Origin of the sequence: Litchfieldia salsa (assembly GCF_900104555.1) — a bacterium.
GTDB lineage: Bacteria > Bacillota > Bacilli > Bacillales > Bacillaceae_L > Litchfieldia > Litchfieldia salsa.
Map to the genome: position 1 here is coordinate 39,315 of NZ_FNJU01000020.1, position 16,774 is coordinate 56,088.

Below are 16,774 nucleotides of genomic sequence, written 5' to 3' on the forward strand. Positions count from 1 at the left end.
AACAATTTGATTGTCAATCATTATTTTACAACAAAATTTTCACCTTACACCACTTATTATGTACATGTCTTTAACAATTATGTAAGGGAATACAATTTTTTCAAGAATACCAAAAAAGCTAATCCTCATTACCTCTTTGGATTAGCTTTAATGGTTAAGTTTGATCATAGTTTGAACGATAAGGCATACCTGTTCGCAGTAACCCCTTTGTTTCAATCCCACCAAGCCCTTTCTCTCCAGTTAATGTATTTCTTAGGATATCCCATACATCTACTCGTTCAACGAAAGGTGTGAAGCTAATCTTTGCAACAATATATACAGGGTCAAGTGCATGGATATTTACTCTTGATGGGGAACTAGCAAAGTTTGCTCCCGCACGAATAAGTGATTCAAAGTGTGATTGGCAGGCGCCTGCAAAAATGACAAGCTGATCTAAATGTGGCACCTTTTTTCTTGCCTGTCTTACAGTCTGAGCGAAATGCATTGAATGGCGATATGCTTTTAATTCTGACATCTTCCCCTTTGATTTTGAATAAGCATCATGACCAGTAATAACCAAAATGTCAGGACGGAAGCGATCTATTAGCTCACCAACCTTTTCAGGCATTTCCTTTTCATTACTATGAACTCCATAAACAGGAACACCTAACTTTTCATATAGAGCCAAGCACTTTTTTAAATAGACAGGATCTCCATCAATATGAAGAACTCGCCCAGGCATTTGAAAGAAGTCTTGGGTATTTTTATATCCACCTGTTGCGTTATATTCATTTTTATTTCTGATTAATTGATAATCTTGTCGGAAGAGTCGAAATGAATGTTCTAGAATTTCATTTTCTACCCGCTGTCTCTCTTCATGTTCGTCTTCGTTAACTAAAAGTAAATCTTGATAAGGTGCATCTGCCATTAACCTTACATCTTCCCCATACAGAATTGCGACCTTTTGATTACCATGTTCCACTTTTAGATCTATCACACGGAATAGTAAATCCCCTTTGTAGGACTTACGACTAACAATGTCTCCTACTTTAACTTCCATTTGCTTCACTCCATAGTAGTGATCTGTAATTAGTAAGTAAAAACCTTACCATAACCTATGCGCCATTTGCTCAATGGGTGAAGACTCTATTCATTAGTATAGTTTGAAGGATAAAAAAAAGCTCCCTAAGGGAGTGTATTACCACTTCTCCCTGGGGAAGCTTTCTTATGTTCTTAAAGGTTAGCGAGTAATTCATCACTTAGTCGACCGAATTCTTGAATCGACAGTGTTTCGCCTCTTCGCCTTGGATCGATTTCTGCCTGGTGTAGACATTGTTCAATAATGGGTTTCTTTTCTTTACCATTCTCAAGGCTATTTATTAAATTATTTAGGATTGTTTTTCTTCGTTGTGAAAATGAGGCACGTACAATATTAAAGAAATAGTCCTCATCTTTAACGATAACCGCAGGTTCCTCTCTTCTAAGTAGACGAATTACTGCAGAGTCTACATTGGGTTGTGGAACAAATACAGTTCTTGGGACAATCATTACAACTTCGGCTTTTGTGTAATATTGAATGGCTATAGAGAGTGATCCATATTCCTTTGTTCCAGGTTTAGCAGATATCCTCTCTGCCACTTCCTTTTGAAGCATGACGACCATTCCCCTGATCGGAAGTTGTTCTTCTAATAACTTCATGATAATAGGAGTCGTTACATAGTAAGGCAGGTTTGCCACAACCATAATATCTGTTAAATCAGCCATTTTTTCTTTTAGCACTGTTGAAACATCTGCTTTCAGAATATCCTGATGGATTACCTCAACATGAGGATAAGGAGACAAAGTATCTTTTAAAATCGGTAGTAGACGTTGATCAATTTCGAAAGCAACAACCTTTTTAGCTCTTTTAGCAAGTTGTTCTGTTAACGCTCCAATTCCAGGACCAATTTCTACAGCTCCTGAATCTTCCTTTAATTCTGCATGGTCAACGATTCTATTTAGTATATTGGTATCAATTAAAAAGTTCTGCCCTAAACTTTTCTTAAAGGAAAACCCGTACTTCTCTAAGATTGCTTTTGTTCGTAGTGGTGTAGCTATTTCTTTATTCACTTCTGATAATCCCCCTGTATAACTTCTTTTAATGCTTCAGCAAAAGCAGCCTGAGATATTTTAAACATTTTTAATCGCTTGTGAAGTTGTTTTCCATTAGTATACCCAATTTTCAATAGGAGACCGAGTTTTTCTCTTCTTTCCTTTGCTTGTGATCCACCTATTAAGCCTGCATCTACAAGATCTTGAAAACTAATTTCTGTAACTAATTCCTCCATTTCTTGCTGAACAGACCTTAACGCCTCTCTGATGGCTTCAATTGATGCATGTTCAACACCAAGTCCCTTGCCTTTCTTTGCAATAGCTTCCGTTTTTGGTAAAAATGCATGTTTACAACCTGGAACTGCCTCAGATACGATATGGCGTATCCTTTCTCCAGGATAGTCTGGATCTGTGAATATAATGACCCCTCTGACTTCTTGGGCTAATCTAATCTTCTCAATTGTCTGCTGATTAACAGCCGAACCATTTGTTTCAATTGTATCTGCATTAACTGCTCTTTTTATAGCTACTGTATCATCTTTTCCTTCGACAACTATAATTTCTTTTATGATCATTTTTTCCTCCAAAAAGTGAAACCTTTTTATTATTTCATTCGTCTATAAATAGAGAAGAAAAATTTCCCTTTATTATAACGTAAAAAAACAGGAGATAAAATCTCCTGTAAAAATAAGCATTAATTTAAAACTTTAATTTTCACCTTTCTTGAACCCCAACGATATGCTTGGGATTTTTCCGGAAAGAAAACATCAATTTTATGACCTTTAATACTAGATCCTACATCACCAGCAACTGCATATCCATATCCTTCAACATATACCTTCGTTCCTAATGGAATAACACTTGGATCAACAGCAATTACCTTTGCATTAGGATTTGCCTTTAAGTTGATTCCTGTACTCGTAATTCCTGAACAACCACTACAGTTAGCTGTATATGCTGTTGAAGATACATAGAATTCCTTTGAAACTGAATCATTATTTCTGGAAACCTGCTGTTGAATAACTTTTGTACCGACAGCTACAATCCTATTCACACTCTCATTAACCGTTTCTGATTTGATTAATTCTCTCGAAACTTCCTTACCATTTTCAAGAACTACTTCATAATGCTTTGCAAGTTTTCCTTCTTTACCGGCATTAATGACTTTTTGCTTCCCTTTTTCAAGAGAATTATCCTTTTTGGTAACAACAGCATACGAGACTGGTTCTTCCACTACATCGGTGACTTTTTCTACTCGAATGACTTTAACTACACTATCCTTTGCAATCTCTTTACCCATTTCGGGTTCTACGCGATCCAATTGTCCGAGGGTTATGTTTTGATTTTTTAAAAAGTCAGCGACCGTAGTCGAAGTGGACCAAACCTGTTGTTCTTCTCCGCCAACATTCATAGTTAACTCGAATGCTTTTTCTATAGATACATTTAAGTCTTTTGAAATCTTAGCATCTAAACCAGGTGAAATTTGATCATGCTCATTTATATTAATCTCTTTAAACTCAAGTAATTCTTTGACCGTATCTAAAGTCGTCCATACCTCTTCCTTTTGGTCATCTACAGCAATGCTTACTGGAACAGCTGCTTCCCAAACAATGTTCATGTGGTCTTCAATTTTTGCATCAAGTTCATGTGAAAGATGATCTTCCTCACGCAATTTAATTTCAAAATTGGTTAATACATCCTCTACTGTTTGTGCGTGCGTCCTTATTACTTGCTCTTCGCCATCTAACGATAAAGTTACGGTTTCTTTTGATACCTCATACGTGCCATAGGCAGTGCCTGCGACAGTCAAGGCTAGTAAACTACTAACTGAGACTATGATTCTCTTCTTTTTCATTGACTCGGATAACAGCTTTTTCATGTTTTGTATCACGATGAAAAACGCCTCCTTCTCCTCGGAGAGATTATATAAACATTCTTGCCTACTGTCAACCCCTCCCTCTAACTTGGACCGTAAACATAATTATGCAAACCTTCGAAGGAAAAAGGAAGGAGAACTTGTCGACAAAGATATATATGTATTAATTATGGTTTGTAGAACTTTTACTAATACACGCAAATAGGACAAGTTTCCCCAAGATTTAACAAAAAAAAAGATCACTTTATGCCGAAAATTCTTTTTGCATTGTCGGATGTTTTTTGGGCAATTTCCTCAAATTCCACTTCTTTTAGCTCTGCAATCTGTTCAGCGACGTATTTAACATACGATGGCTCGTTTCGCTTGCCCCTAAAAGGATGTGGAGTTAAGTATGGACAATCCGTTTCAATTAACAGTCGATCAAGTGGAATTTGTACAGCTACTTCCTTAGGCTGCTTAGCATTTTTAAACGTGACAGGACCACCAAATGAAATATAAAAATTCATATCCATACATTGTTTCGCTATTTCATAGCTCCCTGTGAAACAATGCATAATTCCACCAACCTCTTCTGCATGTTCTTCTTTCAGTATTTCAACAATATCAGCAGTTGCATCTCGGTTATGTATGATAATCGGTAATTTAACTCTTTTTGCTAAGGCAATTTGCTTCCTAAAGACTTCTTTTTGTATTTCCTTTGGAGACTTATCCCAGTAATAATCAAGCCCCATTTCACCAATCCCAACCACTTTGGGGTGTTTTGAAAGGGTTTCAATCCAAATTAGATCTTCTTCTTTCATATCGATTGCATCAACCGGGTGCCAACCAATTGTTGCGTAAATAAAATCATATTGATCAACAAGTTCCATTGCTCTTGTAATCGTTTCACGGTCAAACCCCACTACTACAATGGTTGAAACGCCTTCTGCCAAAGCTCTTTCAATAACTTCATCTAAATCTTCTTTATATTGCAATGCATTTAAATGTGCGTGTGTATCAATTAACATACTTTTCCTCCTTTGCATCTATTACTTTCGCGGGAAATAAAGAAAGGACAGAGATGATCCGTCCTATTCTTATATATTATTTTATTTATTTTACTTTTGATCCATTTGGTAGGTTTTGATCCACAGTAGCTAATGATAACATTCCTTCTTCACTACCTGCCAGAATCATCCCTTGTGAAAGTTCTCCACGTAATTTTACAGGTTTTAAATTGGTTACACAGATAACCTTTTTCCCAATAAGATCCTCTGGCGAATAAAATTTAGCGATTCCAGATACTACTTGTCGTTTTTCATATCCTAAATCTAGCTGTATCTTTAAAAGCTTATCGGTCTTTTTCACTGGTTCTGCATGGAGAACCTCTGCTACGCGTAGATCAACTTTCATAAATTCATCAATTGAAATTTCCTCTACAGTAGGTACTTCAACTGGCTTCTTCTCATCCTTTGGAGCAGAACCTTGCATTTGATCTTTAATAAATTCAATTTCAACGTCCATTTCCAAACGAGGGAAGATCGGATTTCCTTTAGATACAGTGATTCCTTCACTCTGTAAGCCAAACTCTGATAAGCTATCCCATGACTGATAATACTCGTCTACCAATCCTAATTGAGTAAATATTTGAGATGGAGTCGTTGTTAAAAATGGCTGTAACATCACTGCTGCAAACCTTAATGACTCTGCTAAATGCGACATAACTGAAGAAAGTGCATCCTTGTTACTTTCATCCTTCGCAAGAATCCATGGTTGTGTTTCATCAATGTACTTATTTGTACGACTTATTAACTGCCAAACAGCAGATAATGCAACAGAGAACTCTAACTTATCTAATGACTCTTCATATTTATTTAGGCTCTCTTTTATTAATTTAACTAATGGTTGATCAAAGTCTGTGACCTCACCCTTATAGGCTGGGATTTTACCATCAAAATACTTATCAATCATAGCGATTGTTCGATTTAATAAGTTTCCAAGGTCATTTGCGAGATCAAAGTTAATACGTTCAACGAAACTTTCTGGTGTAAAGACTCCATCAGACCCGAATGGTACTTCTCTCAGTAAATAATAACGAAGAGCGTCAAGTCCATAGCGATCAATTAATGTTACGGGGTCAACTACATTTCCTTTTGACTTGGACATCTTCCCGTCCTTCATTAAAAGCCAGCCATGCGCAAATACTTTTTTAGGTAGAGGCAGATCTAATGCCATCAACATAATTGGCCAATAGATCGTATGAAAACGAACAATTTCTTTTCCTACTAAATGAACATCGGCAGGCCAATATTTTAAATAAGAAGAATCATCCTCTGTTCCATAGCCTAATGCTGTAATATAGTTTGATAGTGCATCAATCCATACATAAATGACATGCTTTGGATCCCCTGGGACTTTTACCCCCCAGTTAAAGGTTGTTCTGGATACCGCTAGATCTTCTAACCCCGGTTTAATGAAGTTATTAATCATTTCATTCTTCCTTGATTCAGGCTGGATAAAATCAGGGTTTTCTTCATAGTATTGCAAAAGTCGGTCTACATACTTGCCCATTCTAAAAAAGTAAGATTCTTCCTTCACCAATTCAACCGGATGGCCACTGTCAGGACTTTTTCCGCCAATGATCTTCCCATCTTCCATAATTGGATCAACTAATTGAAGTTCAGTATAAAATGTCTCGTCTGGCACAGAATACCAACCTTCATATTGATCAAGATAAATATCACCCTGATCCAATAATTGTTGAAAAATCTTCTCTACAACATCTTTATGACGGTTTTCCGTTGTCCGAATAAAATCATCATATGAAATGTCCATTTTAGACCATAAATCTTGAATTCCTGCTACAATCTCATCCACATAAGATTGTGGAGAAATTCCTTGTTCTTCTGCTTTTCGTTGTATCTTTTGACCGTGCTCATCTGTGCCAGTTAAATACATGACATCATATCCACGCAATCTTTTGTAACGAGCTAAGGCATCACCAGCAACTGTTGTATATGCATGTCCAATATGTAATTTACCGCTAGGATAATAAATAGGTGTTGTAATATAAAAAGTTTTCTTTGTCATTAAATAAGCCTCCTCTTTCATTCTTCATTCTATAGAAGAAATACCCCGTTACTCTTTCTAATCTATAAAATATGTTATCGTTCATTTTTTTTATGTATCTTAACTATCATAAATTAAATTCTTCACAAATTCATCTATTCCTCTTCTATCAACAAAATATACATAAAAAAATCCATATATGCAATCAAACACCACTTGAGATTGTTGAGTTCATTAAATTTATTAATATTTCTAAATAGTTATTTTTTAACATAATTAACTTTTTATTGTATTAAAAGCTATTTTTGTAAAATGAATAAAGGCTGAATGTCGAATACATAACCCTATTTGTCGAATTATAATTAATTTTGACAACCTAATAGTTTTAAATAACAATATTTTAAAATACCTTTAAGTCCGGATAAACTGCGAATTATTGTTGATATAACAACACATCAGTAAATTTCAATATACAGTTTTTTATAGTAATGCAAACATTTGTAATAAGTTATTGACGTTTATTGGAAACCTTGGTATTATAAAGTCATAAGGTTTTTGTCGAATAATGACGAAATAAGATAAATGATTGAAATAAATATATTATAGGGTTGAGAGGGGATTTTTCATAATGAAATCTACTGGGATCGTTCGTAAAGTTGATGAATTAGGGCGTGTAGTAATTCCAATCGAATTACGTCGTACATTAGGAATTGCAGAAAAAGATGCACTTGAAATTTATGTTGATGACGAAAAAATCGTATTAAAGAAATATAAGCCAAATATGACTTGTCATATTACTGGTGAAGTTTCTGATCATAATATTACACTTGCAGGTGGGAAGATTATATTAAGCCGTGAGGGTGCAGAACAAATCCTTAATGAGCTTCAAAATAACCTAGAGCAAGTTAAATAATCATTTCACTGTCAAAAATCAGATATTTTACTCAAGAGTTATTGAGTTAATATGCTGATTTTTTTTATTTCAGCCTATGTAGACTATAATCCTTTGTACCAAACAATCCCTTAATCCCCAATGAAAAGCATCAGTAAGACTCCTTAGAGGGCACGCTCTACCTTGCCCCCTCCAAAGAAGCTTATGTTCATAACGCCTATTATTAACCGTTACATACTATTTAATGATGAAAAATATTATAAACTTCCCTTTTTGGAAGTTGTCGTTGCTTTGCAACTTCTTTGATTGCATCCTTTGCTGAAAGTGTTTCCTTTTCTATGTAATGATTAATATGATCTTCAATGGAAAGCTCTGCCCACCAATCTACGACCTCTTCTTGTAAGTCTTCATAGTTAGCACCTTCAAGGATTAGGCAGAATTCACCGCGTATTTGATCATCCTTGGACCATTCAATCACACTATCTAAATCACCACGAATAAACTCTTCAAACTTTTTAGTTAATTCTCTTGAAATACAAACTTTACGGTTTCCTAGTATCTCCTTCATCACCAGAAGGGTTTCCTTTAAACGGTGAGGTGCCTCATAAAAAATAATGGTGGCCTCAATTCTCTTCAAACGTTCGAGTTGAACTTTTTTTTCTTTCTTTTGTCGATTAAGAAATCCAAAAAAGTAAAAGGGTTGTGTACTTAGTCCAGAAGCAATCATTGCCGTTAGTGCAGCATTGGCCCCTGGTAATGGGACAACATATAACCCTTGCGAGACCGCCTCGACAACAAGCTCATAACCAGGATCTGATATTGTTGGAAGCCCTGCATCACTAATGAGTGCTATATTCTTTCCCTCTTTTAATAAGCCAACAATTTTTTCACCACTTACTTCTTTATTATGATCATGATAGCTAATAATTGGCGTTGTAATTTCAAAATAGTTACATAGTTTTTTCGAATGTCTCGTATCTTCTGCGGCAATGATATCCACTTCTTTTAATGTCTTAATTGCTCTAAAAGTCATATCTTCCAAATTACCAATAGGCGTTGGTACTAAATAAAGGGTCCCAAAATCAGAATTACTTTGAAAGCTCTTTTGCTGCCACATCATAACATTTCCTCCTCTCGTTTCATCTCTTTGCTCCGTATAGAATTTCTTTCAATTCTTCTGTATATTCATTGTTTTGATTATATACAACGAGTGGCGGAAGTATTTTTAAATCAGGACCACCATCTTTAATCCCCTCAATAAGGAGTGTATTGGCTTCCTTGCCTTCTTTAGGATAAACGAAACGTAATCTTTTAGGCTCTAAACGGTATTTTCTCATTAAAGTTACAATGTCTAATAAACGCCCTGGTCTATGTACAATTGAAACCTTGCCACCTTGTTTAACAAGCTGGCTACTCACTCGAATAACATCTTCTAATGTACAATAAATCTCATGTCTAGCAATCGCTAAGTGTTCATTCTTATTCATTTCATCTTTGCCTGGGGTTTGAAAATAAGGAGGATTGCATGTAACGACATCAAATTTCCCATGTCCTAGCTTTGCTGGCATATCATTAAGGTCACCATGTATTAAATGGATACGGTCATCTAGTTGGTTATATTGAATGCTTCGATTTGCCATATCGAAAATACGCTCTTGTATTTCAACACCAGTGATATCTGATTTAGATCTTAAGCTTAATAATAATGGAATGACACCATTACCTGTACATAAGTCAATAATCTTACCTTTTTGAATTGGAACATATGCAAATTTTGCGAGTAATACTGTATCTAAGGAAAAAGCAAATACAGATGGACTTTGAATGATTTTAAGATCCTCTGCTAATAAATAATCCAATCGCTCTCCTTGTTGTAGTTCAACCATAAACGAAATTCCTTTCTATGTAACGATCCTTTACTATTTAAAAACTTACTTATATTCTAACCTTGAATCTATACTTTACCATACAAAAAAAAGTCCTCCAAAAGGAAGACCATTACTTCTTATTCAAGAATGATAAACAAAACAAACAATCGCCGTCTGTTCGAACACTACCATAGTGAACATTACAAATATGGAAACCTTCTTGATAAAGTCTTGCTAAATTATCATAGCCCTCACCAATATCCATTTGTTGCTTAGCATCACTATTACCTTTGTTAGCTTTTTGCTTTTTCTTTGTTCCGGTAGGTTGTTCTATTCTCCGACGTAAGTGATCGTTTTCAACCCTTAAATTATGGTTCTCTTCAAGTAATTCACCTAGATGCTGTTTTAAATCTCCTAATTGTCTGTATAAATGACCAATTTGTTCTTCCATACTACTAACAGATTCAAATATGTCCTTTTTGTCCACGATATCCACCTCGTTAATCTGTGGCTTGTATCGAAACAGCTCCTTCTCTGAGTAGTTCATCCCATGTGTATTCAATTACACGTTCAAGGTCAACTAACTCAACTTGAAGTACTCTCTCTAGAATATTTAATCCCACTACTTTTCCAAGACCACTTGGGGTTTGAAGCATTTCACCTAAATCAGGTAATTGTTCTTTCGCAGTTTCGTATTCATCATTTTCATACTTCAGACAGCACATTAAACGACCACAAAGACCAGATATTTTTGTAGGATTTAACGAAAGGTTTTGATCTTTCGCCATTTTGATAGAAACAGGCTCGAAATCTCCTAAGAATGTCGAACAACAGAGCATTCTTCCACATGGTCCAATACCACCAAGCATCTTCGCTTCATCTCTAACACCAATTTGTCTTAATTCTATACGCGTGCGGAAAATAGCAGCCAAGTCTTTAACTAATTCTCTAAAATCAACTCTTCCGTCTGCTGTAAAATAAAAAATTACTTTATTTCGATCAAATGTATATTCAACATCCACTAGCTTCATATCTAGATCGTGTTCATTCACTTTTTGAAAACAAACGTCATACGCCTCTTTTGCTGCTTGTTTATTTTCACTGACTAATAATTTATCTTTTTGTTCAGCGATTCTTACTACCTTCTTGAGTGGTAGTACAATATCATTTTCTTCAACTTGCTTTTTATTTATAACGACTTTACCAAACTCTATTCCCCTGACAGTTTCAACTATTACAAATTCTCCATCAGGAATGGTTAAGCCATTGGGATCAAAATAATAGATCTTACCTGCTTTTTTAAAGCGGACACCAACTACATCATACAAGCTTTACCCCTCCTGTAACTTCAATACCAGTTGTTCCATTAATAAATGTGGATTCATGTTGGTGTTTAAGCGTTGCTTTGCTTCTAGAATGACTGCTACCTGTTCACTAACACGGCTAGAAGAGGTTTGAAGTGCGCGTTGTTTTAATTCATCAATTTGATCAATATATACAACATTTTCTTCGTCACCTATTTGAATCTGTATTAAATCTCTATATAAAAGTAATAATAAGCTTAAACCTAGGTCAAGTTGTGTTTTTTCTTTAAAATGGCTTAACCACTTATCTTGAATAAGAAAAAGGGCATCAACTGGACGAGAATACAATACTTCACTTAATTGTAACACTATCGCCCTAGACTGTCCAAACCATTCATCTTGACTTAATTGATAAGCATCATTTAAATCATTCGTTACTTGAGAAACAAGTGATGCTAACGGCTGTGATACACCTTTATCCTGTATTAGAAGATTCCTTAAAATCCTTGCAGATAGTGGTTTGAATGATAAGGATTGACACCTTGAAAGAATGGTATCCAACATTCGATGTACCTGCTCAGTTAACAAAAGGGCAACAGTTTGACTATTTGGCTCTTCCAGAAATTTTAGTAAGCTATTAGCTGCATTGGGTGTCATCCTATCAGCATGTTCAATAATATATAATTTCTTATTTGATTCGACACCTGTTTTTGAGAACTCTTCTTGTAATTCTTGTATTTGCCATTTTTTAATGGATAATCCGTCTGGTTCAATTACATGGAGATCCGGATGATTTCCTGAGTCTATGCGGCGACAATTATTACAAGAATTACAGGGAACAAACTCATCTTCTGGCTCTACACAAAAGTAGGCCTTGGCGAAAAATAAGCTTGTATCCTTTTTACCTGTTCCTTTATCACCTTCAAGAATATAGGCATGGGCTACACGTTTTTTTCTAAAACTATTTTCAATCATTTTCAACACAATGGGTTGTTGGCTGTATAACTCTTCACGTGTTTTCCGCATTTTATCACACTTTCATCCTACTTATACATATCAATCAGTAATCCCTTAATTTCTCCAATTTTATTTAGTATGTCGATTGAATCTTTTTCTTGATCAACTAAATCCTTGGTTAATTCTAATAGTTCCTTATCCACATTCTTTACTAAATGTAGTGTCCGGGAGTTACCGTTTAAATTCCAATCATTTGATTGCTTTAAATCTAATCCAAATTCCACTGCTTCATGAATAAAATCTTTTACTAGCTTTTTATAAGAAGCAAGGTCTTTGAACGTTCGTGACTTTGATAGACGCTGTCCAACGCCTTCAATCTCAGACATTAATTTATTTAACTGCTCTATATGAAGCTTCTGTTCATTTTTTGCAAATTGTACTCCAAATGAAGAGTTGCTTTGTGATTTAACTAAGGTACTGCTTCTTTCATTATTGACAGACATTCTTAAATCTTGATTTATTTTCATATATCATATGTCCTTTTTATCTTACTAGAATTGGTGGAACTGTTCAATCGGCAAGACGAATACCGTTGCACCGCCCACTTCAACTTCAACGGGATATGGAACATAGGAATCAGCATTTCCTCCCATTGGAGAGACTGGTGCGACTAACTGGTCACGGTGCTTGCAATTATCGTTAATAATTTGTAAGGCCTTATCTACCCGGATGTCTTCAACACCAATCATGAATGTTGTATTTCCTGAACGTAGAAAGCCCCCAGTACTGGCTAATTTCGTTGCTCTAAAATTATGTTCTACTAACGCTTGTGATAATCGGTTGCTATCTTTATCCTGAACAACTGCCATTATAAGTTTCATCCTATGTGCCTCCTTATATAGTATCATTATTCACTATAAAATTCATTTTACGTTTTCTGGAAAAAACCAGATTCAATGTTGTATTAATTACTATTATAGCAAGAAAAGAGATGGCTTAAAGTAAAACAAGAAAAAAATCATCTGTTTCGAAACTCGAAATAAAGATATATAAGCAAAAAACCTCATCAAGATATATGAGGTCAAATGTTTAATCATAGAACTAAAAGTTTTTTTCAATATAATTAATAATTTCCTGATGGATCTCTTTCACTGATTTATTTCCTTTTACAATGAGTAATTTATCTTCATAGTCAGAAAAGATATCATGATAATTTTTCTTTACAGCCGTTAATTTTTCTTTGTTTTCATAAACATCCTGAACGGTTCGTTGCCCAAGGCGTTCGATAGATAATTCTACAGGATTATCTATGTAAATGACCAAGTCTGGGTTTGGGAATTTAGCATTTAACCCTCTGACAAAAGTAAAGTCATCTTCATTTGAACAATGGTATGCTAATGAAGAAAAATAATATCTTGTACATATAACATGCTTGTCTTCTGCTAACAGCTTATATACCCCATCTATATCATTATAGAGATGATCATGACGATCTGCAGCAAACAGATATGCTAATTGTTGATCAAAGTGTGCCTCATTTTCACTAAATACAACTCTCTTCTTTAACCCTTCACGAATAAGATGTCCAACTGGACCACTTGAAGGTTCTGCTGTTAATACTGCATTAGTACCTTTTTTTAGAAAATAGTTTCTTAATAAATTTGATTGGGTAGATGTACCTGACCCATCTATTCCCTCAAACACAATAAATAAATTTTTCATTTAAAAAGCCCCCGTATATGTATTACCTTCAAAAATAGAAATGGCAAGATGTTCAAGATTGTTCCCTTGAAAACGAGTACCTGCCTTCATATAGTTTGTTATGATAGTGATATGCTTGTTTGTAATATATTCTCCAGTCATTAATACTGGGATTCCAGGTGGATAAGGAATAATCATCTCTGCTGAAATTTGGCCTACTGCTTCATTCAAGGAGACAACTTTTTTATTGTAACCTTTTATTTGTTTATAGCAAAGCGCTAATTCAGTTATTTTATCTGTTTCAATAAAGGTGGCAGTTTGGTTAGATATTATAATCGGAAATGGGGCTAAAAAACCACGAATCTTCCTAATCAATTCATCTGTATTTAAATGTTCTTTTGATAATGGCAAAACCATTAAAACATTATTGGGGTCCGCCATTTCAGTATAAATTCCATTATTCTCAAAAAGAGCTTGAAGTTCAAAACCATTCATACCAATTTTTGACTGAATAGTCACCTTTAAAGGATCTGTTTCAATCTCTTTATTAGTCGTACCCACTACTTTTAACTGTGGAATTTCATTTAATAAATAGGTAAATCTTTTAATCTCTGCAAGTAATTCACATATCTGTTTTTTCTTCATTGTTGCTAAGTAGAATCTTGCCAAATCTAAAGATGCCATAATTGGATATGAGGGACTACTTGACTGCAACATTTGTAAATAATGTCCGATTTCCTGGTCTTTCACTAGATTGCTATTAACATGTATAAAAGATCCCATTGTCATTGCTGGAAGAGTTTTGTGTGCTGAATTTACTACCACGTCTGCTCCAGCCTCCAAAGCAGACATAGGAAATCCCTCTAGACTGAAATGTGCACCATGTGCTTCGTCAACTAAAACAGGTATACCTCGATTATGAGCGTACTCTACAATCCCTCTAAGATCAACAGACATTCCATAGTAATTAGGATTTGAAAGAATAATTGCTTTCACCGAAGGATATGAACTAATGGCTTCTTTCACAGTGTTCAACGAAATCCCTAATGATACTTTAACTTCATCATCATACTCCGGAGTTAAGAATACAGGTTTTGCACCACTCAACTGTAATCCATGCAAGATTGATTTATGTGAATTTCTTTGCACTAATACTGTAGCATCTTCTTCACAAACAGCCAGAATCATCGCTAGGTTTCCAACCGTAGACCCATTCACTAAAAAGAAGCTCCTTCTAGCTCCATAGTGGTTAGCCGTTAGTTCTTCTGCCTCTTTAATTACACCTGTTGCATCATGAAGGTCATCTAAGCCTGTTAGTTCCGTAACATCTAATCTTAATATGTTTTCAAAGCCATGTGCTCTTGTTGGAAATACACGACCATTCTTATGTCCTGGGACATGTAAAGATACTGGATTCTTCTCATAGTGATCAACTAATTTTGAATATAGCGGTGTTAATTGTTGGTTCATATTCTGCTTCCCTTATCTTTCATTAATTTTAGTCTTATGAGTATAACGATATGGTATTATTCTATCATAAGTCGTTTTCCCTATAAAAATAGGACCCTATTAAGGATCCTGTTCTATCTATGAAAATATCTCTGGTGTAGTTGCACTTTTTAACTTTGTAAGATAATAAAGGTATTTAGGGTCGTTTGTTTCTGTTTGAATCATGTCTTTCTCACAATCAATACATATAAACTTTGTATACAGATGAATTCCTCTATGTTTCTCTTCTTCGCATATAACACACGTTTCCCCAATATTTCGTTCTGTAATGAGTGAACTCAATTGCCTCCACCTCCATTATCATCTTGCCCATAAGTATAAAATGTATACACAATTTACAATTAAATCTACAATTTTTTCTGTATCACTTTTACACTATGATGATGTACTTCTAAATGAGCCTGTCATTGTGATTTTTTTTATATTTTTTTATGGGGGCAGCTTTAAATGCGACTTCATTGAATTAATTTTATAATGAATGGTGGTGTGGAAAGCTTTTTGTTAGCGGATGAAGGACTTTATTTTGTATTTTAGTTTTAAAATGTCTTTCATAAGGCTGATGAAAGACTTTATTTTGGATTTTGACTTAAAAATATCCTTCATAGGGCTGATGAAAGACTTTATTTTTGCTATGAACTTTAAAATGTCCTTCATAACGCTGATGAAGGACTTTATTTGTGATTCTAACTTAAAAATGTCCTTCATAGGGCTGATGAAAGACTTTATTTTGAATTTTTAACTTAAAAAAGTCCTTCATAACGCTGATGAGAGACTTTATTTTTAATTTCAATTTGAAGTGTAAGTCTCCGAGCCTGACCATACCAATTTACAAAATTTATCTAATTGATCATTTATATTTATTCTTACTGAACCTTCGGTTTTAATTTAAACAAAAAAGATTAGTTCCTAAAGAACTAATCTTTTTTGTTGCCTAGCAATGTCCTACTCTTGCAGGGGGAGTCCCCCAACTACCATCGGCGCTGAAGAGCTTAACTTCCGTGTTCGGTATGGGAACGGGTGTGACCTCTTCGCCAAAATCACTAGATATGTAAAGGTTCGCACCTTCAAAACTAGATAACGTCAACAAGTGCATTCATTTGAATCTAGCTCCAGAAGCCACATCCTACGGCTGCTTCACAACTTCTGTCAAGTGCAAGCACTTTCCGACAGTTGCTCCACCATCCTATGGATGTAAACGGGCTTCTTGCGCTTTATAAATTTGGTTAAGTCCTCGATCGATTAGTATCAGTCAGCTACACACGTCACCGCGCTTCCACCTCTGACCTATCAACCTCGTCATCTTCGAGGGATCTTACTAGCTTGCGCTATGGGAAATCTCATCTTGAGGGGGGCTTCATGCTTAGATGCTTTCAGCACTTATCCCGTCCACACATAGCTACCCAGCGATGCCCTTGGCAGAACAACTGGTACACCAGCGGTGTGTCCATCCCGGTCCTCTCGTACTAAGGACAGCTCCTCTCAAATTTCCTACGCCCACGACGGATAGGGACCGAACTGTCTCACGACGTTCTGAACCCAGCTCGCGTAC

At 35.3% G+C, this 16,774-nt stretch carries 17 protein-coding genes and 2 rRNA genes; 1 reads left to right on the forward strand and 18 read right to left on the reverse strand.

What is annotated here, in order from left to right; genetic code table 11:
• Positions 1-154 precede the first annotated feature (154 nt).
• The 6 genes from yabG to metG form a co-directional block, all read right to left on the reverse strand.
• Positions 155-1,039 carry a sporulation peptidase YabG gene (yabG, locus tag BLQ56_RS21885; RefSeq protein ID WP_090859562.1) on the reverse strand — a complete coding sequence of 295 codons (885 nt, stop codon included), beginning with the start codon at positions 1,037-1,039 and terminating at the stop codon, positions 155-157.
• Between the two features lie 173 nt (positions 1,040-1,212).
• Positions 1,213-2,088, reverse strand: coding sequence for a 16S rRNA (adenine(1518)-N(6)/adenine(1519)-N(6))-dimethyltransferase RsmA (gene rsmA, locus BLQ56_RS21890; RefSeq protein ID WP_090859564.1), 876 nt, complete (start codon positions 2,086-2,088; stop codon positions 1,213-1,215).
• Complete coding sequence (gene rnmV, locus BLQ56_RS21895; protein WP_139163139.1) at positions 2,085-2,657, reverse strand: ribonuclease M5; 573 nt, start codon at positions 2,655-2,657, stop codon at positions 2,085-2,087. Before rnmV ends, rsmA begins: the two co-directional genes overlap by 4 nt.
• A 107-nt stretch (positions 2,658-2,764) precedes the next feature.
• Positions 2,765-3,961: a G5 and 3D domain-containing protein gene (locus BLQ56_RS21900; protein ID WP_238457343.1), complete on the reverse strand. Its 1,197-nt coding sequence runs from the start codon at positions 3,959-3,961 to the stop codon at positions 2,765-2,767.
• 224 nt (positions 3,962-4,185) lie between these two features.
• The gene (locus tag BLQ56_RS21905) at positions 4,186-4,953 is read right to left on the reverse strand and encodes a TatD family hydrolase (RefSeq protein ID WP_090859568.1); all 768 of its coding nucleotides are present in this window, start codon (positions 4,951-4,953) and stop codon (positions 4,186-4,188) included.
• An 85-nt stretch (positions 4,954-5,038) separates the two neighbouring features.
• Entirely contained in the window at positions 5,039-7,015 is a 1,977-nt protein-coding gene (gene metG, locus BLQ56_RS21910) for a methionine--tRNA ligase (RefSeq protein ID WP_139163140.1), read from the reverse strand.
• Positions 7,016-7,622: 607 nt separating this feature from the next.
• Here metG and BLQ56_RS21915 point away from each other — a divergent pair.
• Positions 7,623-7,907 (forward strand): AbrB/MazE/SpoVT family DNA-binding domain-containing protein, encoded by a 285-nt coding sequence (locus tag BLQ56_RS21915; RefSeq protein ID WP_090859572.1) that lies wholly within the window; start codon positions 7,623-7,625, stop codon positions 7,905-7,907.
• 220 nt (positions 7,908-8,127) lie between these two features.
• On the opposite strand, the gene rsmI is transcribed toward BLQ56_RS21915, so the two are convergent.
• The 12 genes from rsmI to BLQ56_RS21980 form a co-directional block, all read right to left on the reverse strand.
• Positions 8,128-9,003 carry a 16S rRNA (cytidine(1402)-2'-O)-methyltransferase gene (gene rsmI / locus BLQ56_RS21920; protein ID WP_090859601.1) on the reverse strand — a complete coding sequence of 292 codons (876 nt, stop codon included), beginning with the start codon at positions 9,001-9,003 and terminating at the stop codon, positions 8,128-8,130.
• A 22-nt stretch (positions 9,004-9,025) separates the two neighbouring features.
• Entirely contained in the window at positions 9,026-9,772 is a 747-nt protein-coding gene (locus BLQ56_RS21925; protein ID WP_090859574.1) for a tRNA1(Val) (adenine(37)-N6)-methyltransferase, read from the reverse strand.
• A gap of 112 nt (positions 9,773-9,884) precedes the next feature.
• Entirely contained in the window at positions 9,885-10,241 is a 357-nt protein-coding gene (gene yabA / locus BLQ56_RS21930) for a DNA replication initiation control protein YabA (RefSeq protein WP_139163141.1), read from the reverse strand.
• A gap of 13 nt (positions 10,242-10,254) precedes the next feature.
• The gene (ricT, locus tag BLQ56_RS21935) at positions 10,255-11,082 is read right to left on the reverse strand and encodes a competence/sporulation regulator complex protein RicT (protein WP_090859578.1); all 828 of its coding nucleotides are present in this window, start codon (positions 11,080-11,082) and stop codon (positions 10,255-10,257) included.
• Between the two features lie 3 nt (positions 11,083-11,085).
• Complete coding sequence (holB, locus tag BLQ56_RS21940; RefSeq protein ID WP_090859580.1) at positions 11,086-12,084, reverse strand: DNA polymerase III subunit delta'; 999 nt, start codon at positions 12,082-12,084, stop codon at positions 11,086-11,088.
• Positions 12,085-12,101: 17 nt separating this feature from the next.
• A complete protein-coding gene (locus BLQ56_RS21945; protein ID WP_090859583.1) occupies positions 12,102-12,542 on the reverse strand; it encodes a YaaR family protein in 441 nt (146 codons plus the stop codon).
• A gap of 24 nt (positions 12,543-12,566) precedes the next feature.
• Positions 12,567-12,896 carry a cyclic-di-AMP receptor gene (locus tag BLQ56_RS21950; RefSeq protein ID WP_090859585.1) on the reverse strand — a complete coding sequence of 110 codons (330 nt, stop codon included), beginning with the start codon at positions 12,894-12,896 and terminating at the stop codon, positions 12,567-12,569.
• Between the two features lie 220 nt (positions 12,897-13,116).
• Entirely contained in the window at positions 13,117-13,737 is a 621-nt protein-coding gene (gene tmk / locus BLQ56_RS21955) for a dTMP kinase (RefSeq protein ID WP_090859587.1), read from the reverse strand.
• Complete coding sequence (locus tag BLQ56_RS21960; protein ID WP_090859589.1) at positions 13,738-15,186, reverse strand: aminotransferase class I/II-fold pyridoxal phosphate-dependent enzyme; 1,449 nt, start codon at positions 15,184-15,186, stop codon at positions 13,738-13,740.
• Between the two features lie 117 nt (positions 15,187-15,303).
• On the reverse strand, positions 15,304-15,507 hold the full coding sequence (locus BLQ56_RS21965) for a sigma factor G inhibitor Gin (protein WP_090859591.1): 204 nt from the start codon (positions 15,505-15,507) through the stop codon (positions 15,304-15,306).
• A 647-nt stretch (positions 15,508-16,154) separates the two neighbouring features.
• Positions 16,155-16,270: ribosomal RNA gene (gene rrf / locus BLQ56_RS21975) — 5S ribosomal RNA — on the reverse strand.
• A 174-nt stretch (positions 16,271-16,444) separates the two neighbouring features.
• A 23S ribosomal RNA gene (locus BLQ56_RS21980) occupies positions 16,445-16,774 on the reverse strand; the annotation flags it as partial.

Bases quoted from the DNA above. Each gene is read 5' to 3' on its own strand.
- tmk (WP_090859587.1), bottom strand. From the start codon at position 13,737: ATGAAAAATTTATTTATTGTGTTTGAGGGAATAGATGGGTCAGGTACA.
- BLQ56_RS21925 (WP_090859574.1), bottom strand. From the start codon at position 9,772: ATGGTTGAACTACAACAAGGAGAGCGATTGGATTATTTATTAGCAGAG.
- BLQ56_RS21905 (WP_090859568.1), bottom strand. From the start codon at position 4,953: ATGTTAATTGATACACACGCACATTTAAATGCATTGCAATATAAAGAA.
- rsmI (WP_090859601.1), bottom strand. From the start codon at position 9,003: ATGTGGCAGCAAAAGAGCTTTCAAAGTAATTCTGATTTTGGGACCCTT.
- holB (WP_090859580.1), bottom strand. From the start codon at position 12,084: ATGCGGAAAACACGTGAAGAGTTATACAGCCAACAACCCATTGTGTTG.
- metG (WP_139163140.1), bottom strand. From the start codon at position 7,015: ATGACAAAGAAAACTTTTTATATTACAACACCTATTTATTATCCTAGC.
- BLQ56_RS21915 (WP_090859572.1), top strand. From the start codon at position 7,623: ATGAAATCTACTGGGATCGTTCGTAAAGTTGATGAATTAGGGCGTGTA.
- BLQ56_RS21950 (WP_090859585.1), bottom strand. From the start codon at position 12,896: ATGAAACTTATAATGGCAGTTGTTCAGGATAAAGATAGCAACCGATTA.
- yabG (WP_090859562.1), bottom strand. From the start codon at position 1,039: ATGGAAGTTAAAGTAGGAGACATTGTTAGTCGTAAGTCCTACAAAGGG.
- BLQ56_RS21960 (WP_090859589.1), bottom strand. From the start codon at position 15,186: ATGAACCAACAATTAACACCGCTATATTCAAAATTAGTTGATCACTAT.
- BLQ56_RS21945 (WP_090859583.1), bottom strand. From the start codon at position 12,542: ATGAAAATAAATCAAGATTTAAGAATGTCTGTCAATAATGAAAGAAGC.